Here is a 20754-nt window from a genome sequence, read left to right as displayed (position 1 = left end):
TTTTTATTGTTACTTTGCTGCATTTTTATCCTAATTACAATAAAAACCAATCATTTCGTTATTTTTAATCAATAAATAGTTGCAAAATAAAATATAATTAGTACTTTTGTATCCGAAAAAGAAATAGAGAGATTTTTTAAGGATAAAACGGTAGCATTTATGAACAAGGAATATTTGATATACAAATTATCTGACGAGGTAAAAAACTCATGCAAGATAGACAACGCTTTGTTTCAAAAATACGGTGTCAAGCGTGGATTACGCAATGAAGACGGCAGCGGTGTACTTGTTGGACTTACCAATATAGGTAATGTTGTAGGCTACGAACGGGCCGAAGACGGACATCTTGAGCCTACAGAAGGAAAACTCTTCTATCGTGGCTACGAACTTGATGACCTTGTAACTCCTATCATAAATGAGCGCCGTTTCGGATTTGAGGAAATTGCCTACCTTCTACTCTCAGGCAATCTGCCCGACAAAGAGGACCTTGAAGCCTTTAAGGAACTTATCAACGACAATATGTCGCTCGATCATAAGACCATTGTGCATATCATCGACCTCGAAGGTTCGAACATCATGAACATACTTGCACGTAGTGTGTTGGAGATGTATACGTTCGACCCAAACCCAGACGACCTCTCAAGAGACAACCTTATGCGTCAGGCGGTGGAGCTTATAGCACGCTTTCCTACTATTATCGCATACGCGTACAATATCTACAGACACAGTGTACAGGGCAGATCGCTGCACATACGTCACCCAAGAGAGAATATGTCGATTGCCGAGAACTTCCTGTATATGCTCAAGCACGAGGACTTCACCGAGCTTGATGCACGTATGCTCGACCTCTTGCTTATAATTCAGGCAGAACACGGTGGCGGTAACAACTCTACATTCACGGTACGTGTAACGTCATCAAGCCGTACCGACACCTACTCAAGCATTGCTGCTGGCATCGGTTCGCTTAAGGGTCCGCTGCACGGAGGAGCCAATATCAAGGTGATAAATATGATTCATCACCTTAAGGAACAGATACAAGACTGGACCTCTGTAGACGAGATTGACACATATCTCAACCGTATTCTCAACAAAGAGGTGTACGACAAGACCGGACTTATATATGGCATCGGTCATGCAGTATACACACTAAGCGACCCACGAGCCAAGGAGCTTAAGCGTCTTGCAGGCGAACTGGCAAAGGAAAAAGGCCGCGAGAAAGAGTACGAGTTTCTGCGTCTGCTCGAGCAAGAAGGCATCAAGTGTGTAAAGGCTCATCGCAACACGAAGAAACCAATATGCGCCAACGTCGATTTCTATTCGGGATTCATATACGAGATGATTGGTTTGCCACAGGAAATATACACCCCAATATTCGCCATGGCACGTATCGTAGGCTGGATGGCACACCGTATAGAAGAGCTTAATATGGAGGGCAGACGAATCATACGCCCGGCTTACAAGAATGTGCTCGACGTTAAAGAATACTCATCACTTTTGGATAGGTAAAAAGATTTAAATAAAAACAACATTAAACACTAATAAAAGAATGAACGCATTAGAAACTGTAGAGCGCCTAAAGCAGCGCTTCCCTAACGAGCCTGAATATATACAGGCCGTTAGTCAGGTCCTCGGAACTATCGAGGAGGAGTACAACCGTCACCCTGAATTCGACCGCGCCAACCTTATTGAGCGCCTTTGCATTCCAGATCGTATTATATCGTTCCGTGTAACATGGGTAGACGACAAGGGCAATGTTCAGACCAACATGGGCTATCGTATTCAGCATAACAATGCCATTGGCCCGTACAAAGGCGGCATTCGTTTCCACGCTTCAGTAAACCCATCTATCTTGAAGTTCCTTGCCTTCGAGCAAACATTCAAGAATGCCCTTACAACATTGCCTATGGGTGGTGGCAAGGGTGGTTCCGACTTCTCGCCACGTGGCAAGAGCAATGCTGAGGTTATGCGTTTCTGCCAGGCGTTCATGAACGAACTTTACCGTCATATTGGTCCTGACGAGGACGTTCCTGCTGGCGATATCGGTGTAGGCGGACGTGAGGTTGGCTATATGTTCGGTCAGTACAAGAAGCTAACACACACATTTGTTGGTGTTCTTACCGGTAAGGGTCAGGAGTTTGGTGGCTCTCTCATTCGTCCTGAGGCTACTGGTTATGGCAATGTCTACTTCCTTGACAACATGCTCAAGACACGTGGCATTGACATCAAGGGCAAGCGCGTATTGGTTAGTGGTTCGGGCAATGTAGCACAGTATACAGTAGAGAAGCTTATACAGCTTGGTGCTATTCCAGTTACACTTTCCGATTCGGATGGCTATATCTACGATCCAGATGGCATCGACGCAGAGAAGCTTGCTTATGTAAAGGAGCTTAAGAATGTTGAGCGCGGACGTATTCGCGAGTATGCCGAAGAATATGGCGTTAAGTATGTTGCCGGTGCACGTCCTTGGGGCGAGAAGGCAGACATTGCTCTTCCTTCTGCTACACAGAATGAGATTGACGGTGATGATGCACGCACTCTTGTTGCCAACGGCATTATAGCCGTAAGCGAGGGCGCTAACATGCCTTCTACTCCTGAGGCTATCAAGGTATTCCAGGATGCTAAATTGCTTTATGCTCCAGGTAAGGCTGCCAATGCTGGCGGTGTTGCTGTATCAGGTCTTGAGATGACTCAGAACTCTGAACGTTTGCGTTGGAGCAGCGAAGAGGTCGACACTAAGTTGCACAATATCATGAACGAGATTCATGCCAACTGTGTCAAGTATGGCACACAGGCTGATGGCTACGTAAACTATGTACGCGGTGCTAACGTTACTGGCTTCCTTAAGGTTGCCAAGGCTATGATGGCACAGGGTATAGTATAATAAATATGTATTAAATCGAGTAGGAGGAAAACGAAGCAGTTTTCTTCCTACTTTCGTTTTCCGACCTCTCACACCACCGTACGTGCGGTTCCGCATACGGCGGTTCCTATTTTGGATACCATTCGAGATACGCCTCCATTAAAGTAGCATACCCTGCGGAGCGTAGTTTATTGTTATCTATCGCCCTTTTTAGAACAGGGCTGTCAGCTATTCGCCAATAGCCCTTGCGAGTGTTACCCCATTCGTATGCTTGGTATTTATTGATACCGCATCTAATGAGGTTTGCCACTTTTGTCTTGACTTTCTTCCAAGCTTTCCATATACACATGCGTATTCTACGTCTTAACCATTCGTCTGTTACAAGCAAGAGACGCTTCATATTGGCAAAGTGATAATAGCCGACCCAACCTCGTATGTATTCTTTCAGCTTCTGCTTTCTCTTGGCATATCCCCATCCATTGCTGCGGTTTGTCAGTTCTTTCAACCTTGACTTCATCTTGGCTTTGGACTTTGGGTGCACCGTGAGTTGGCATTCGCCTTTCATCACATAAAAGGAGTAGCCGAGGTATTTCACTCCGCGCACATACGACACTACGGTCTTTTCCTTGTTGACTTTGAGATATAGAGTATTCTCTATAAATCGGGTTATAGACTCCTTCACTCGCATTGCAGCCCTTTTGGACTTGCAGAATATCATCGAGTCATCGGCATAGCGCACAAAGGGGAGTTCTCTGCGTTCAAGTTCCTTGTCCAATTCGTTGAGCATTATGTTACTCAACAATGGACTTAGCGGACCGCCTTGGGGAGTTCCTTCCTCGCTCGCTTCAAACAAACCTTTGTTCATTACACCACTTCGGAGATATTTGTGTATAAGACTGACCACTCTGCCGTCTTTTATCGTACGGCTGAGGATTTCTATGAGTTTGCTATGGCTCACCGTGTCGAAGAAGCGTTCAAGGTCAAGGTCGACTACATATATGTAGCCTTCGTTGACTATCCTTCGCGCTCCTCGTAGTGCGTCATGGCATCCTCTTCTCGGACGGAAGCCGTAGCTCGTCTTGGAGAATTGGTTCTCATAGATGGGAGTCAATACTTGGTTGATGGCTTGTTGCACCAGACGGTCTACTACTGTAGGTATTCCCAACAGGCGCATCTTGCCATTGTCCTTGGGTATTTCTACCCTTTTTACTGGGTTCGGACGGTAAGAACCGTCCATCAAGGAACGGGTGAGTTCATCCTTATTGGTCAGGAGCCATGGGAACAATTGCTCGCACGACATCTTGTCGATACCACCACAGCCCTTGTTTCTCATAACTGCTTTGTATGCTCGATTGAGATTTGTGGGACTAAGAATTTGCTCGAAAAGGTGTTCCTTGTCGAATGGTACTTCCACGATGTTGTCTTCACACATCCACATGAAGGTCTGCACTCCCCCATACCATTCGGTTTCCGACCTATTTCTTTGGGGGCAGCCATTAACTTGGGATAATGTTTTCTGCATTCTTTCCTTCATAAGGTATGTTTCAATTACTATCGTTTAATTGTTAGGTTCAGCCCTTCGTGCAACGTTATCGATTGTTGCACTACTATGACGTCTGCTGACTTCTCACGGCAAGCTTTACTCCACTTCTTTCGTAAAAACAACTATTTGAAGCGTCCGTGAGACCTCCTCGGATAAGGGCGTTGTCTTTCCATCTTATACCTACTTCATTTACACCGACCGTTCCGAATAGCTATTGGGCTTTGGTTTGAATAGCAACCTCACCCACGGTCACATGCCTTATATGAAGTTTCTGTCCGTTAGGTCAGATGTTTGTCTTGGGCTTCCTTCAGATTTCATCTCGCGATGAACACCCTTGCCTTTGACTATGCAATTCCCGCTATTAGGGCTTGCTCGGGACTTTCACCCGTTAGACAATGCTCATGCCGAGCGTACTAATAAAAGGAGATACGGCTTTGTAGCTGTATCTCCTTTTATTTTTGCCTACTTCTGTTTCTTGCTTTAAGGCTATTGGCACAACAGAATGGCTATGCCTTAAGGCTATCGCGATACCATTCAAACAATCGCTCCACACCTTCTTCTATCTCTACCTTATGAGTCCAGCCAAGACTGTGAAGTTTCTCCACATCAATAAGCTTGCGTGGTGTTCCGTCTGGCTTGCTGGCATCAAACTCTATCTCACCCTCAAATCCAACGGTACGAGCCACAAGCTCAGAGAGTCGACGTATAGTGAGCTCCTTGCCTGTACCAACATTGATATGACAGTTGCGTATCTCGCCAAGCGAAGGAATAGCACCACCACGTCCCTCGCTGTTGTTGCGGTCTACAGCACCGCTTGCATCCACTCCATACATCACCGACGAATACTTCTCTATGCCGATAACGTCCTTAAAGTCTACATTAAGCAGCACATGCACACTGGCATCTGCCATATCCTCACTCCATAAGAACTCGCGCAGCGGACTGCCTGTACCCCACAACACTACCTTGTTATCAGTAATGCCATAATAGGCAAGTGCGGCAAGAATACGGTCGTGCGATGACGAACCGTCAACATTGCCCTCGCCTATTTTCTCGCGCAGATGTGCGTCGGGATTAATAGGACGCTTGTTCATATCCACCTCTATAGCCTTCCAATCGCCCTCATGTATCAGTCGAGCAAGATACACCTTGCGCATCATAGCTGGCATAACGTGCGAATTCTCCAAGTGGAAGTTGTCGTTAGGACCATACAGATTGGTTGGCATCACAGCTATATAGTTGGTGCCATACTGCAAATTGTAGCTCTCGCACATCTTCAGTCCGGCAATCTTGGCAATAGCATACTCTTCATTGGTATATTCAAGCGGCGATGTAAGCAGAGCATCCTCCTTCATAGGCTGCGGTGCATTCTTGGGATATATACATGTAGATCCAAGGAACAGCAGCTTCTTTACCCCATGACTATAAGCATTGCTTATAACATTGCACTGCATCTTCATGTTCTGCATGATAAAATCGGCACGATATAGCGAGTTTGCCATAATGCCACCCACAAAAGCGGCTGCAAGCACAACGGCATCAGGACGCTCCTCGTCGAAGAATCGTTCAACGGCATACTGGTCGGTAAGGTCGAGTTCGGCATGAGTTCGGCCTATAAGATTGGTATAGCCACGTGATTTTAGATTATTCCAAATAGCCGAACCCACAAGTCCACGGTGTCCGGCTATATATATTTTACTGTCTTTTGCTAACATTTCTTATTGTCTTTAGCAAACAATGCTTTAAATGTTTGACGTTTAATACTAATCGATTATATAAGGTTGATACTATTTCACAACACCCTTCTCAAGATACTCGGCCAAGTTGCAGCGCACCTTTATGCCAGCATCGTCGGCAGCCACCTTTGCCATGTCGCTCTCTACCATAATGCGAACAAGCTCCTCGAACGATGTCTTTTCTGGATTCCATCCAAGTTCGGCACGTGCCTTTGTTGGGTCGCCCCACAGATTTACAACGTCAGTAGGACGGAAGAAGTCGGGCGAAACCTCAACAAGCACCTTTCCAGTAGCCTTGTCAATGCCCTTCTCGTTGATGCCCTCGCCTGTAAATTCCAACTCAATACCGACATGCTTGAAGGCATAGTAGCAGAACTCACGCACCGTATGCTGTACGCCAGTAGCAATAACAAAGTCCTCTGGCTGTTTGTGTTGCAATATAAGCCACATGCACTCCACATAATCCTTGGCATATCCCCAGTCTCTCTTCGAGTCGAGATTGCCAAGATACAATCGCTCCTGCTTGCCTTGCTTGATACGGGCTGCAGCAAGAGTTATCTTGCGTGTAACGAATGTCTCGCCACGACGCTCACTCTCATGGTTAAAGAGAATGCCCGAACAGCAGAACATGCCATATGCCTCGCGATACTCGCGTATAATCCAATAGCCATAAAGCTTGGCTACAGCATATGGCGAATAAGGGTGGAACGGTGTGTTCTCGTTCTGCGGAACCTCCTCAACCTTGCCATAAAGCTCGGATGTAGAAGCCTGATATACACGGCATGTATTGGTAAGACCACACTGGCGTATAGCCTCCAGAATGCGCAACACACCTGTGGCATCAACATTTGCTGTATATTCTGGAGAGTCGAAGCTCACCTGAACATGGCTCTGGGCAGCAAGATTGTACACCTCAGTTGGGCGCACCTTATTCATTACCTGAATTATACTCATTGAATCGCCAAGGTCGGCATAATGCAAATGAAAATGATCGCGACCTTCAAGATGAGCTATACGCTCACGATAGTCAACCGACGAGCGGCGTATTGTTCCATGCACATCATAACCTTTCTCAAGCAAAAACTCGGCAAGATACGAACCGTCCTGTCCAGTTATACCCGTGATAAGGGCAACTTTTCTATTTTCCATATTCTTGATTGTTATATATATCTTAATAATATGTTATTTTTTACACACTTCAATTTTTTACATTTATATATATAACTAAACTTTCAACTTTTTATTGTCTTAACCTATAATAGATTATAACCACCAAACGACAATATGATTGCACAAACAATCCATAATCATGAAAAACATAGAGACAACTTACACAAATTGCAGTATGTGTGGGAACACGGAACTTTTTTTCAAAAATAATTGCCAAAAAAGTTTGGCATATATAAAAAATGTAATATCTTTGCATCAGTTATCCTGAAAACAATCTTTTTACCTTAAAGAAGAGACTAATACCTATTGAAGATTTGAAGCGGTTGCCTGGGAAGGTTATCGCTTTTTTTTGTACCTTTACACCCAAAAATTATTATATGCAAACAGAATTAAAACAACAAATAGCGCGTCTTGCCGCTAAATACGAAACAACCCAATTTCTTCCAGCCGATCCAAGCTCATTTATGCATCGTGTACATGGCGCTGCCAACCAAGAGTGTATGGCCTTTCTTGCATCATGTCTTAGCTACGGATCGCGCAAACAGTTTTTTCCTAAGATTGAGTTCCTGCTCAACTCATCACACAACGAAATACACAAATGGGTACGTTCGGGCGAATGGCGAAACTATATCCCCGACACTACAGCATGCTACTACCGTCTATACACATGCCACGATATGCACTGCCTTCTTGAAGCCTACGAAGATATGTTGGCTCAATATGGCAGTATGAAAGAATATATACGCCTCAACTCTAAAACGGGCATCGAGGCTGTAGCTGCCATATGCCAGTTCTTCGCCGAACGAGGAGCAAGCAAGATTATACCCAAGAACACCACCTCGGCATGCAAGCGTGTGTGCATGTTTCTTAGATGGATGGTGCGAGGAGAATCGGTTGTCGACCTTGGATTATGGTCAGATATCATCGACCGCCGTACATTGATTATGCCTCTCGACACACATGTTGTGCAAGAAGCATGCCGTATGGGATTGCTAAATAGTCGTACTGCCTCAATGTCTACAGCCCGTAGACTGACCAATGCCATGCTTGAGATTTTTCCAGACGACCCGCTTAAAGGCGACTTTGCACTCTTCGGACTTGGTGTAGACGACAACGCAAAGCCCTAACATTGTTCGTTTTATCTTGAATAATATTCCATTTTAGGAAACATTATTCATTTACAACAAACGTTATTTTGTGCTTTACGAATAATAAAGTAACTTTGCATCAGTTTAAACTAATTTTAAATAATTGATATATCAATAAAAACAACTATGGAAAAGAAAAAGCTCATTACTGGGATAGTAGCGGGTATAGTAGGTATTGCCCTTGTTGGGACAATAGCATACCTCTACGTTAATTTGGACAACCAAAAGAAGGAAAACAAGGCAATGCAAGAACTCGCCGACCTCGACAAAAAGGAAATGGAGAACGAGTATCAGCAGTTTGCACAGCAATACAGCGAGATGAAAACCCAAATAACCAACGACTCTATTGTGGCACAGCTTACTGCAGAGCAGGAAAAGACCGAGCGACTGCTTAAGGAGTTGAAGGAAACAAAAAGCAACGACGCTCGCGAGATTGCCCGACTTAAGAAGGAACTTGCAACCGTGCGTGCCGTATTGCGCAGCTATGTTATCGAGATTGACTCGCTTAACCGTCTCAACCAAAACCTTACAGCAGAGAACACACGCATAAAGGGACAATACAGCGAGGCCACACGACAAATTGAGGGTCTTAACACCGAACGTGCTTCTTTGTCTGAAAAGGTGGCTATTGCCGCTCAGCTCGATGCCACGGGTATCTCTATGCAGCTTAAGAACAAGAGAGGAAAGAACACCGACAAGACATCTAAGACAAAGACTGTTCAGGTGAACTTCACTATTGCCAAGAACGTTACAGCCCAAAATGGTCACAAGACATTCTATGTACGCATCACTTCGCCATCGGGAACAACTCTTGGTGGAGGCGGTTCTTTCAACTATCAGAACCGTACACTTTAGGCTACAATGAAGAAGACTGTTGAGTACGACGGCCAGGAAACAAGCATCAGCACTTTCTGGAATGTGTCGCAATCGTTGCTTGAAGGCACATATCATGTCAGCATCTTTGCCGACGGCAATATGATTGGCTCACGCAGCTTCACATTCAAGTAATCGATTATTCATAAAGATGAAACATAAGCTTTTAATATTGGCCTTGGCTTCATTAGCCATCGAGAGCCATGCTCAGCAAGTGTTGCCTCTTGACAGTTGTCGTGCAATGGCATTGCGCAACAACAAGACGCTATCGTCGTCAAGACTACAACTCGACATGGCTCGCTATACAACCAAGGCTGCAAAAACAAAGTATCTGCCGCATGTCAGTGCGGTAGGCGGCTACGAACTAACAAGTCGCCAAATATCATTGCTAAGCAAAGACCAGAAGTCGGCTCTATCACAGGCCGGAACCAATGCAACGGGAGCTTTGCATAACGATATAACCAATGCCCTATCCAACCTTGCCCAACAAGGAGTGCTTACACCTGAGCAGGCTACATCATTTGGCAACCTGTTTGGCCAGGTAGGAGGCAAGATTGGCGAAGCCGTAAACCACGTTGGACAAAAGTTTGTGGATGCTCTTAATACTGACACCCGACAGATGTATGCCATATCTGTGATGGTGACACAACCTATATATATGGGTGGAGCTATTACGGCAGCCAACAAAATGGCACAAATTGGCGAAGAACTTGCACAAAACAACATCGAGATGTCTACCCAGAAAACTCTGCACGACATCGACCAAGCCTATTGGACTGTTGTGTCTGTAAAGCATAAGAAACGTCTTGCCGAGAGCTATCTTGAGGTGGTTAAGAAGCTCGACGAAGATGTTAAGAAGATGATTAAGGAGGGTGTGGCCACCCGCGCAGACGGATTGAAGGTTGACGTAAAGGTGAATGAGGCAGAGATGGCTCTTACCCAAGCCGAGAACGGATTGGTATTATCAAAGATGCTTCTTTGCCAATTGTGCGGATTGAATGTCGACTCAGACATTACACTTGCCGATGAGGATGCCGAAAATCTTGCAGCTATGGGAAGCGACGAACCAGCCGACCGCCAGGTAGCTATGGAGAATCGTCCCGAACTGAAGATGCTTCAAAACTCATTAGACCTTAGTCGACAGTCTACAAAGGTTGTACGTGCCGCCTTTATGCCACAAGTATTAATGACGGGAGGCTACCTTGCAAGCAACCCTAATGTATACAACGGTTTTGAACGCAAATTGTCTGGCGTATGGAATGTAGGCGTTATGGTACGCGTGCCACTGTGGAACTGGATGGAAGGCACCTACAAGGTGCGTGCAAGCAAGATAGCATCGGCTATGATTGAGCTTGAGAAAGACGACATTGCCGAAAAGATTGAACTGCAAGTTAGCCAGAGCCAATTCAAGGTTAAGGAAGCCAACCGACGTCTTGCAATGGCAACAAAGAATGTTGAAAATGCGGATGAGAATCTGCGTTGTGCCAACCTTGGATTCAAGGAAGGCGTAATACAAACCACAGATGTCATGGCTGCGCAGACAGCATGGTTGCAGGCGCAGTCGCAGAAGATTGATGCCGAAATAGACGTCAAACTAAGTCAGGTAAACTTACGCAAGGCACTTGGTGTATTGCAATAACAACACACATTATATATATATTATGTCAGAAAAATCACAACATAAGAATATACTCATTACTGTCGCATGTTCAACGGCAGTAATAGCGGCAGTGGCTGCAATAGGAGCTTTATCGCTAAAGCAAGAACCCGAGACTATTCAGGGCCAGGTAGAAGTGTCAGAGTACCGAGTATCAAGCAAGGTACCCGGACGTATTCTTGAATTGCGTGTAAAAGAAGGCGACTATGTTAACGTAGGCGACACACTTGCTATCCTCGATGCTCCTGAGGTTCGTGCCAAGATGGCACAAGCTCAATCGGCCGAGAATGCTGCAAGCGCAATGGACGAAATGGCTAATAACGGAGCACGCAAAGAGCAGGTACGTGCCGCTTTTGCTGTACTTCAGCAGGCTAAGGCTGGCCTTGATATAGCACAGAAGTCGTACAATCGTGTACAACGTCTATTCGATGAGGGTGTGATGACAGCTCAGAAACGCGATGAGGCATTTGCCAATTACAAGGCTTTTGAGGCACAAGTAAAGGCTGCGCAAAGCCAGTACGACATGGCTGTAAACGGTGCACGCATGGAGGAGAAAAAGGCTGCCGCTGCACAGGTAGGCCGTGCCAAGGGTGCTGTAGCCGAGGTTAACAGCTATATCAACGAAACTATGCAGATAGCTCAGATGGCTGGCGAGGTGAGCGATGTTTATCCTAAGGTAGGCGAACTCGTGGGTACTGGCTCGCCTATCATGTCTGTATCGGTTATGAATGATATGTGGGGCACATTCAATGTACGCGAAGACCAGTTGGATGGAATGAAGATTGGCAGCATTATCACAGCCTTTGTTCCTGCATATAAGCGCGACATACGCATGAAGGTCTACTACATCAAGGACCAGGGATCATATGCCGTATGGAAGGCCACTAAGTCGAACGGACAATACGACTTGAAGACTTTTGAGGTAAAGGCTCGTCCTATAGACAAAATAGAAGGCTTGCGTCCGGGCATGTCGCTTGTACTTAAGAAGTAAAGACACGCCATCGGATGAGCTGACAAGTAAAACTAAGAAATGAACATCATCAAACGAATACAACAAATAGCCATACGTGAGTGTCACCGATTGAAGGCAAACCGCATATATCTTTTCTCCATGGTGGTTTTCCCGATATTTGTGACACTCTTCTTCACGTCGCTCATGGCAGAGGGACAGCCTCAAGACATGCCTGTTGGCGTTGTAGACCTCGACAATTCTACAACAACACGTAAGCTAACCCGTATGCTCGACTCGTTTCAATCGTCAAAGGTTGTTGCCCACTACCCTAACTTCGAGTCGGCAAGACTTGCCATGCAGCACAACGAGATTTATGGCTTTCTGTATTTTCCTAAAGGAACAACAGCCAACCTCCTTGCCTCACGCCAACCTACCGTTAGCTTCTACTACAGCTATGCGTCGCTTACGGCAGGCTCGCTTGTGTTCAAGGACCTAAAGACTGCTGCCACATTAGCCTCGGCAGGTGTAGGCAAGTCGGTTATGTCGGCAAAAGGCTATACCGACAAGCAGATAATGACATTCCTTCAACCCATAGCCATCGACCTGCACACCGTAGGCAATCCATGGGTTAACTACAACATATATCTGTCTACCATGCTTGTGCCTACGTGCCTGCTGTTGTTCATATTCCTCGTTACAGCCTACTCAATGGGCTCCGAACTTAAGCAAGACACCGCACGCGAGCTATATGCCAAGGCAGGCGGCAACCCATTCGTTGCCATTACAGGCAAGATGTTGCCACAAACCATATTATGGCTCGTCATAATGTTTGCCTACCTGTACTACACATTCGGCATTCTTCAGTTTCCACATCCAGGCGGTTGGTGGTCTATCATATGCCTTGGTACTCTAAGTGTTATTGCAGCTCAGGGATTCGGCGTGTTTATGTTCGGACTGTTCCCATCAATGCGTATGGCCATGAGTATGTGCTCACTATGGGGAGTATTGAGCTTCTCTATGGTTGGTACAGCCTATCCTACATTGGCTATGGACCCAGCATTGCAGACTCTTGCAGCGCTCTTCCCCATGCGCCACTTCTTTATAATTTACGAGATTGTGGTATTTGGCGGCAACCATTGGACAGATGTTGCCATTAACGTGGCAGCACTCACGTTCTTTGCATGCGCACCTGTGTTTGTAATGCTGCGTATAAGCAAGGCTCTGAAAGAATATGTATATTTGGAATAAACTATTATGAACAAGATAAGAACATTCTGGGAAGACACAGCCAAGGTATGGCTGCACGAGATGCGCGACATGTTCAAGGACGAGGGAGCATTGCTCTTCGTAATACTATTGCCGCTTGCCTACCCTCTGTTATACTCGTGGATTTACAATAACGAGGTGGTAAGAGAGGTGCCTGTGGCTGTTGTCGACAACTCGCATAGCCAAACAAGCCGCGAGTTTGTACGGCATGTCGATGCCTCATCAGATGTGCGCGTGGCTGCCATATGCAACAATCTTGAGCAGGCAAGCCGACTTGTTGGACAACAAGAGGTGTATGGCATCATATTGCTGCCCGAAGACTTTGACCGACGACTTGGTCGTATGGAGCAGGCTCACGTAAGTGTATACTGCAACATGGGACTGATGCTTACGTATAAGGCAATATTCCAGACGTGCACAGCTGTGGCTGCCGATATGAACGCTCATATACAGATAGCCTTGTCGGGCAATTATACCAACCGCGACGACCAAATAACGGCAAGTCCTATAAACGTTGCCGACGTTCCAATATTCAACAACACCGGAGGCTACGGCAACTTTATCTTGCCTGGTGTGCTGGTGCTTATCATACAGCAGGTGATGTTGCTTGGCATTGGCATTACCTACGGAACAAGCTACGAGAAACGTCGATTTGGCAGACTTACCGATATGTACGAGCGACGATTCGGACTGGCACGAATAATGGTAGGCAGAACAATGGGATTCCTTGTGCTATTCCTGCTCATTGCCACTTGGGTGCTGCTTGCCGTGCCACGACTGTTCCACTTCGTACAATTGCTGCACGCCTACGATTTTGCCCTGTTTGTATTGCCTTATCTGTTGGCTTGCATCTTCTTCTCTATTACGTTCTCATTCTTTGTACGTCAACGCGAGAATGTTATGTTGCTTGTGGTCTTCACGTCTGTACCCTTCCTCTTTATGTCGGGTGTGTCGTGGCCCAAGAGCAATATACCTGAGATGTGGCAGTGGTTCTCCTGCCTCTTCCCGTCAACATACGGCATACAGGGATTTATCAAGCTCAACACCCTCGGTGGAGTGTTTTGCGACATAACGTCAGAAGTTAGAGCCTTGTGGATGCAGGCAGCCGTGTATGGTGTGCTCGCCACACTGGTAACACGCTGGCAAGTAAGGCGCAAGGAAGAAAAACAATAATTGACATTTGTATATAGAGATATACCTAATGTGGCAAATGGTACGCCCCGAAGGGTATGGTGTTCAATATCCATTTGATGTTGAACAACCTACCCTTCGGGGCGCATTGCATTTGCCACCTCAAAGTATATTATATTAAATGGCAAAGTATATTATATTAAATGCCCAAGTATATTATATTAAATGGCAAAGTAATATATATTAAATGGGCAAGTAATATATATTACTTTTTTGAGGAGATTTATTTTGACTTTTCTCCCCCTTCTATCGCATTCTTTACCACCGCCAAAACCTCGTCGCCATACTTCTCTGCCTTGACTTTTCCACAGAACGGAATCTTGGCAAGAGCCTCCTTGTCCTGAGGCAACAAATTGGCAATGGCTATCAACGCTTTCTGCTGCAATATGCAATAAGTGGGCATGTGTGCTTTCATTGCGCGTTGGCGTCGCCATTCGGTTAATGCCTCAAGCACCTCGGGATGCAACACCTTAAGCTCTGGAACAGCCGAAACTGCCTTGTCCTTTGCCTCTATCTTTGTATTTGCAGCTGGCTTGTCTTTAGCCTCAACCATTGATTTTGCCGAAGACCTGTCCTTTGCCACCGTTTTTTGTTTTGCCGTATTCTTCTTTGTACCCTCATTAACCTTGCCCATCAACACCACAGCACGCTGATGCAGATATTCGTTAAGACTGAACCCATCGTCCTTGACATAGTTGAGCAAGGCACGTTTCTGCATAACAAGTTCCTTAAGCGTTGCCAGCAGTTCCGTCATCATCTTCTTAACCTCTGGCGTGTCGGTCTGTACATCAGTAATCTTCACAAGCGTCTCAATATCGGATATGGTTCGTGCAAAATAAGTTGCGCCCTTGGTAAGTCGCTCTTGCAGATGCACATCTTCCTGATAGTCGGGTGTAGATATCACAATCTGGTTGTACTGCATTTTAAAACGCTCAGCCACGTCATACAGCTGCGTCTTTATCACCTCCAGTCGTGCCTTATATTCGATAATGAGTTTAGGATACGAGCGACGGAAGTGGCCCATAAGCAAATCAAGCATACGATTGAACGCGCTCATTAAAGGACGGAAGTCGAACAATTCGCTAAGTACCGACAAATAATAGTCGCGTTGCAACAGGTCTATCTGTTCCTTGTTAGGAGTATGCTCTACTGCACGGCTTACATAATCGTCTACAGCCCCGTCGCGTATAATAGCCGACATAGGCAGAGGTGCGCTAAGCACCAATCCCTCAAGCGTGCGACATCTTGACAATGCCACATAAGTCTGTCCATGAGTAAAGGCTCGCTGAACGTCGATAATAGCACGGTCGAAGGTCAAACCTTGGCTCTTATGCACAGTTATAGCCCAAGCCGGCTTGACTGGAAACTGCTTAAAGGTTCCCTCAATCTCTTCTGTTATCTCGTTTGTCCGTTCATCTATTTCGTAGCGAGTATTCTCCCATTGTTCGGGTTCCACCTTTATCACCACACCAGTATCCTTTGTACGTACAAAGAAGTTCTTCTCGTTTATCTCCGTCACCGTACCAATCATACCATTGTAGAAAGCCTTGTCTGCCGACGAATCGTTCTTTACAAACATCACCTGTGCACCTTCCTTTAGCGTAAGTATTTGCTCTGTAGGGAAAAGCATCTCGGGATACTTGCCCGAAATGGATGCCTCGTAGGTGTAAGGCTTACCAGGCAAAAGCGCAAGCTGTCGTTCATTCTCCTGCTGAGCCTGATAGTTGTGCGTTGTCAGCCTGATATATCCCTCCTCCACTCTTGGCTGAAAGTTAGGAATATAACGCGAGTTGAGAGCGGCAAGCACCTTATCGTCGGCACGGTTGTCGCGCACACGGTTCAGCAATTCTACAAAATGTGAGTCGCTCTGTCTATATACTGTCTTAAGCTCCACAATAGCATAGCGTGTGCTTTTAAGTGCTATTGACGAGAAGAAATATGGCGTGTCGTAATAGCGCGACAGCATTTGCCACTCGTCGTCTTTAGCAACAGGCGCAAGCTGACCCAAATCGCCTATCATCACCATCTGCACACCACCAAACGGCAATTGGTTCTTGCGGAAACGCCGCAGCACGCTGTCAACAGCATCCAATAGGTCGGCACGCACCATGGATATCTCGTCTATCACAAGTGTGTCGATAGATTGTATTACACGTATCTTTTGCTTGGAGAAACGGTATTGCTGTTCCTTAAGTTTGTACTGGGCATCGGGAATGAATGGAGCAAACGACAACTGGAAGAACGAATGTATGGTTACACCTTCGGCATTTATGGCAGCAATACCAGTAGGTGCCACTACCACAATACGCTTAGACGATTCCTCCTTCAGTCGGCGCAAGAATGTTGTCTTACCAGTTCCAGCCTTACCCGTAAGAAAGAGGTTAGTGTTTGTAGTCTCTATTATGTCCCACGCAAGTTGCGCCTGTTCGTTTATGTCCATATATACCGATATGCTTGTTGTTTAAAGTGAATGAGTCGACTAAAAAAGTTGACTTAAATTAAATTCCTACAAAAGTACTAATTTAATTCCAACCCTCCTAACACAATCACACGATTTCTGCCTGTTTTAATTTTGTCTATTAAATAAATGGTTGTAATTTTGCATACGATAACGTGAGTACTATATATATGATTAAAGCACTATTCTTTGATGTTGACGGCACACTTGTAAGTTTCAACACACACAAAATTCCCACATCCACAGTTGAAGCACTTGAAGAGGCAAAAAAACGTGGCGTAAAGCTATTCATTGCCACTGGTCGACCTATACAATTGCTCAACAACATACCCGAGGTAGAACATCTTATGGACGGATATATCCTTGCCACTGGCGCCCTATGCACTTACAAAGGCGAGGTTGTGCGCGAGGATCTTATACCCAAAGCCGAAGTGGAAGCTCTTATAGACTTTTGCAAGCAACACGGCTTGCCGGCAGTAGTGGTAGGAAGAGAGGATATACAACTTATAAACCGTGATGAAAGGTTTGAGGATATCTTCCGTAATCTGCTCAACGTTACCTACAACAAGTTTGATGTGTCTATGGACGAGGTTATAAACCAGGGCGTACTGCAAATAACACCCTTCATAACCGAGGACGAAGAAGATATTATCAAGCCTCAGCTAAAGAGTTGCGCATCGGCACGATGGCACCCAGCTTTCTGCGATATCAACAATAGCAATGCCGATAAGGCTAACGGCATACGCGCCATAGCACAGAAGCTTGGTATAGACATTAGTGAGACAATGGCATTTGGCGATGGCGGCAACGACATTTCTATGCTGAAAGCTGCTGGCACAAGTGTGGCTATGGGCAATGCTTTGGACAAGGTAAAAGCCAATGCCAGCTACGTTACTACAAGCGTAGACGAGGATGGCATAGCCAATGCACTTAGACATTTCGGCATTATTTAGTTGATAATAAAAAGCCTACTATACTATATATACAGCAAATAGTGGCATATTAATAGCCGAATTACACGCTTTTTTACTAATTTTGCAAGGAATATCCAATTTATGGATCATAAGCAATAAAACAAAGAAAAAAAATAAATAATAAAAACACTTATGGAATTAGCAAGTAAGTACGACCCACAAGCAGTGGAGTCGAAATGGTATCAGTACTGGCTTGACAATAAGCTATTTAGCAGCAAGCCCGACGGACGCGAACCCTACACTATCGTTATACCGCCGCCAAACGTTACTGGCGTGCTGCATATGGGCCATATGCTTAACAATACTATTCAGGATATCCTTGTACGTAGAGCACGTATGGAGGGAAAGAATGCTTGTTGGGTACCTGGCACCGACCACGCATCTATCGCTACCGAGGCTAAGGTAGTAAACCGCCTTGCCGAACAGGGCATAAAGAAACGCGACCTTACACGCGAGCAGTTCCTTGAGCATGCTTGGAACTGGACTAACGAGCATGGAGGCATTATCCTAAAACAGCTACGTCGACTTGGCGCAAGTTGTGACTGGGATCGCACAGCTTTTACTATGGACGAAGAGCGTTCGGAGAGCGTGCTCAAGGTATTTGTCGACCTGTACAAGAAGGGTCTCATCTACCGTGGTCTGCGTATGGTAAACTGGGATCCTAAGGCTCAGACTGTGCTTTCTACCGAAGAGGTTATCTATCGTGACGAGAAGAGTCATCTGTTTAACTTGCGCTACTATGTAGCCGATACCGACACAAACCCTGTTGTACCTACAGGTTGCGAGGGCGAGGTTCTGCATCAGGATGCCGATGGTCGCTACTATGCTGTTGTTGCAACTACACGTCCAGAGACAATCATGGGCGATACAGCTATGTGTGTAAACCCTAAGGACCCGAAGAATCAGTGGTTGCGTGGTCATAAGGTTATTGTGCCTTTAGTAAACCGCGTTATTCCTGTTATCGAAGACCGTTATGTAGATATCGAGTTTGGTACAGGATGCTTGAAGGTTACTCCTGCACATGATGTCAACGACTACGCACTTGGCAAGACACATAATCTTGAGACAATCGACATCTTCAACCCAGATGGAACCATATCTGAGGCTGCTGGCATGTACGTAGGTATGGACCGTATGGATGTGCGCAAGCAGATTGCTGAGGACCTTAAGGCAGCTGGCCTTATGGAGAAGATTGAGGACTATGACAACAAGGTGGGCTATTCGGAGCGTAACCAGGATACGGCTGTTGAGCCACGTCTATGTAAGCAATGGTTCCTCTCAATGAAGCACTTTGCTGATATAGCTCTGCCTCCAGTACTTGAAGGCAAGATTAAGTTCCACCCAACTAAATACGTAACAACCTACCGCAACTGGTTGGAGAACATTCAGGACTGGTGTATCTCACGTCAGCTTTGGTGGGGTCATCGCATACCTGCCTACTTCCTCCCAACAGCTGAGGGCGAAGAGGAGAAGTATGTTGTAGCGCTTACTAAGGAAGAGGCTCTTGAGGAAGCCCGCAAGATTAAGGGTTACGAGAACATCACAGCCGATCAGCTTGTTCACGACGAGGACGCTCTCGACACATGGTTCTCTTCATGGCTTTGGCCTATATCTCTGTTCAACGGTATTAACAACCCTGGAAACGAGGAGATTAAGTACTATTACCCAACAAGCGACCTTGTAACTGGTCCAGACATCATCTTCTTCTGGGTAGCACGTATGATTATGGCTGGCGAGGAGTATATGAAGGATGTGCCTTTCCGCAATGTTTACTTCACAGGTATCGTGCGCGACAAACTTGGCCGTAAGATGTCTAAGAGTCTTGGCAACTCGCCCGACCCAATTGGTCTTATCGAGAAATACGGTGCCGACGGTGTGCGCATGGGTATGATGTTATCTGCTCCTGCCGGCAACGATATTCTATTTGACGAGAGCTTGTGTGAACAGGGACGCAACTTCAACAATAAAATATGGAATGCATTCCGCCTTGTTAAGGGATGGCAGGTAGCCGAAGGCGAACAGCCTGAAGCTAATGCTATTGCAGCCAAGTGGTTTGAGGCTAAGCTTAAGCAAACCAATGCCGAGGTTAACGACCTCTTCTCTAAGTATCGTATATCAGAGGCGCTGATGGCTGTATACAAGTTGTTCTGGGATGAGTTCTCAAGCTGGTATCTCGAAATGGTTAAGCCTGCATACGGATCACCTATCGATGCCACAACATACAATCAGACTCTCTCGTTCTTTGAGACTCTATTGAAGATGCTACACCCATTCATGCCATTCATCACAGAGGAGTTGTGGCAGCACATATATGACCGTAATGAGGGCGAATCAATTATGCGTGCCGAACTGAAACTTGATGTTCCTTCTGATGATGACAACGCTGTGGTAAACGATATCGAAAGCGTTAAGCAGATTGTTGGTGGCGTGCGCACCGTGCGCAATCAGAAGAATATTCCTAACAAGGATGCTCTTGTGCTTCAGGTTGTAGGTCAGAACAATTTCGAGGCTTACGCTTCTGTCATCAGCAAAATGGCTAATCTTTCTGCCATTAATGTAGTGGCCGAGAAGGACGCTACTGCTTCTGCCTTCATGGTAGGAACAGACGAGTTTGCTGTACCTCTTGGCGATATGATTGACGTTGAGGCTGAGATTGCCAAGCAGGAGGCTCAGCTCAAGCACCTTGAAGGATTCCTTGCAGGCGTTAAGAAGAAGCTGTCTAACGAGAAGTTTGTAGCTCATGCTCCTGAGGCTGTTGTAGCCATGGAGCGCAAAAAGCAGAGCGACTCTGAGGAGAAGATTGCAGCGCTGAAGGAATCGCTGGCAGCGTTGAGAAATAAATAATATAAAAGGGTGTATCAAAATAGGAGTTATAGGAAGTTGGGCTATGCCCAACTACCTTTAACTTCTCTTTTGACACCCTCTT

The 20754-nt window shown here is 45.8% G+C and carries 13 protein-coding genes and 1 pseudogene; 10 read left to right on the top strand and 4 right to left on the bottom strand.

The window, feature by feature from the left end; genetic code table 11:
* Window positions 1-159: 159 nt before the first annotated feature.
* Window positions 160-1506 carry a citrate/2-methylcitrate synthase gene (locus C9991_RS07340; protein ID WP_106811940.1) on the top strand — a complete coding sequence of 449 codons (1347 nt, stop codon included), beginning with the start codon at window positions 160-162 and terminating at the stop codon, window positions 1504-1506.
* A gap of 40 nt (window positions 1507-1546) precedes the next feature.
* Window positions 1547-2881: an NADP-specific glutamate dehydrogenase gene (locus C9991_RS07335; protein WP_106811939.1), complete on the top strand. Its 1335-nt coding sequence runs from the start codon at window positions 1547-1549 to the stop codon at window positions 2879-2881.
* Window positions 2882-2987: 106 nt separating this feature from the next.
* On the opposite strand, the gene ltrA is transcribed toward C9991_RS07335, so the two are convergent.
* From ltrA to gmd, 3 genes are all read right to left on the bottom strand, one after another.
* Window positions 2988-4394, bottom strand: a complete 1407-nt coding sequence (ltrA, locus tag C9991_RS07330; RefSeq protein WP_106810824.1) for a group II intron reverse transcriptase/maturase — start codon at window positions 4392-4394, stop codon at window positions 2988-2990.
* Window positions 4395-4909: 515 nt separating this feature from the next.
* A complete protein-coding gene (locus C9991_RS07325) occupies window positions 4910-6118 on the bottom strand; it encodes a GDP-L-fucose synthase family protein (protein WP_106811938.1) in 1209 nt (402 codons plus the stop codon).
* A gap of 72 nt (window positions 6119-6190) precedes the next feature.
* Window positions 6191-7288: a GDP-mannose 4,6-dehydratase gene (gene gmd, locus C9991_RS07320; protein WP_106811937.1), complete on the bottom strand. Its 1098-nt coding sequence runs from the start codon at window positions 7286-7288 to the stop codon at window positions 6191-6193.
* A gap of 398 nt (window positions 7289-7686) precedes the next feature.
* Between gmd and C9991_RS07315 the strand changes: the two genes are divergently transcribed.
* The 6 genes and pseudogenes from C9991_RS07315 to C9991_RS07290 all read left to right on the top strand — a co-directional run bounded on the left by C9991_RS07315 (window position 7687) and on the right by C9991_RS07290 (window position 14378).
* Window positions 7687-8436, top strand: a complete 750-nt coding sequence (locus C9991_RS07315; protein WP_106811936.1) for a TIGR02757 family protein — start codon at window positions 7687-7689, stop codon at window positions 8434-8436.
* A gap of 147 nt (window positions 8437-8583) precedes the next feature.
* Window positions 8584-9465 (top strand): annotated as a pseudogene (locus C9991_RS07310) (DUF8429 coiled-coil domain-containing protein).
* A 16-nt stretch (window positions 9466-9481) separates the two neighbouring features.
* A complete protein-coding gene (locus tag C9991_RS07305) occupies window positions 9482-10969 on the top strand; it encodes a TolC family protein (RefSeq protein WP_106811935.1) in 1488 nt (495 codons plus the stop codon).
* Window positions 10970-10991: 22 nt separating this feature from the next.
* Window positions 10992-11978: an HlyD family secretion protein gene (locus C9991_RS07300; RefSeq protein WP_106811934.1), complete on the top strand. Its 987-nt coding sequence runs from the start codon at window positions 10992-10994 to the stop codon at window positions 11976-11978.
* Between the two features lie 39 nt (window positions 11979-12017).
* Window positions 12018-13187, top strand: coding sequence for an ABC transporter permease (locus C9991_RS07295; RefSeq protein WP_106811933.1), 1170 nt, complete (start codon window positions 12018-12020; stop codon window positions 13185-13187).
* 6 nt (window positions 13188-13193) lie between these two features.
* Complete coding sequence (locus tag C9991_RS07290; protein WP_106811932.1) at window positions 13194-14378, top strand: ABC transporter permease; 1185 nt, start codon at window positions 13194-13196, stop codon at window positions 14376-14378.
* A 241-nt stretch (window positions 14379-14619) separates the two neighbouring features.
* Here the strand turns inward: C9991_RS07290 and C9991_RS07285 are convergent, their stop codons facing one another.
* Window positions 14620-16836, bottom strand: a complete 2217-nt coding sequence (locus tag C9991_RS07285; RefSeq protein ID WP_106811931.1) for an HRDC domain-containing protein — start codon at window positions 16834-16836, stop codon at window positions 14620-14622.
* Window positions 16837-17024: 188 nt separating this feature from the next.
* Between C9991_RS07285 and C9991_RS07280 the strand changes: the two genes are divergently transcribed.
* Window positions 17025-17807 carry a Cof-type HAD-IIB family hydrolase gene (locus tag C9991_RS07280; protein ID WP_106811930.1) on the top strand — a complete coding sequence of 261 codons (783 nt, stop codon included), beginning with the start codon at window positions 17025-17027 and terminating at the stop codon, window positions 17805-17807.
* Window positions 17808-17960: 153 nt separating this feature from the next.
* Window positions 17961-20672 carry a valine--tRNA ligase gene (locus C9991_RS07275; protein ID WP_106811929.1) on the top strand — a complete coding sequence of 904 codons (2712 nt, stop codon included), beginning with the start codon at window positions 17961-17963 and terminating at the stop codon, window positions 20670-20672.
* The last annotated feature ends 82 nt before the right edge of the window (window positions 20673-20754 follow it).

It is taken from the genome of Prevotella merdae (assembly GCF_900290275.1).
Lineage (GTDB): Bacteria > Bacteroidota > Bacteroidia > Bacteroidales > Bacteroidaceae > Prevotella > Prevotella merdae.
The sequence above is the reverse complement of the archived record's forward strand: the minus strand, read 5'-3'. Positions and strand labels throughout refer to the sequence as shown.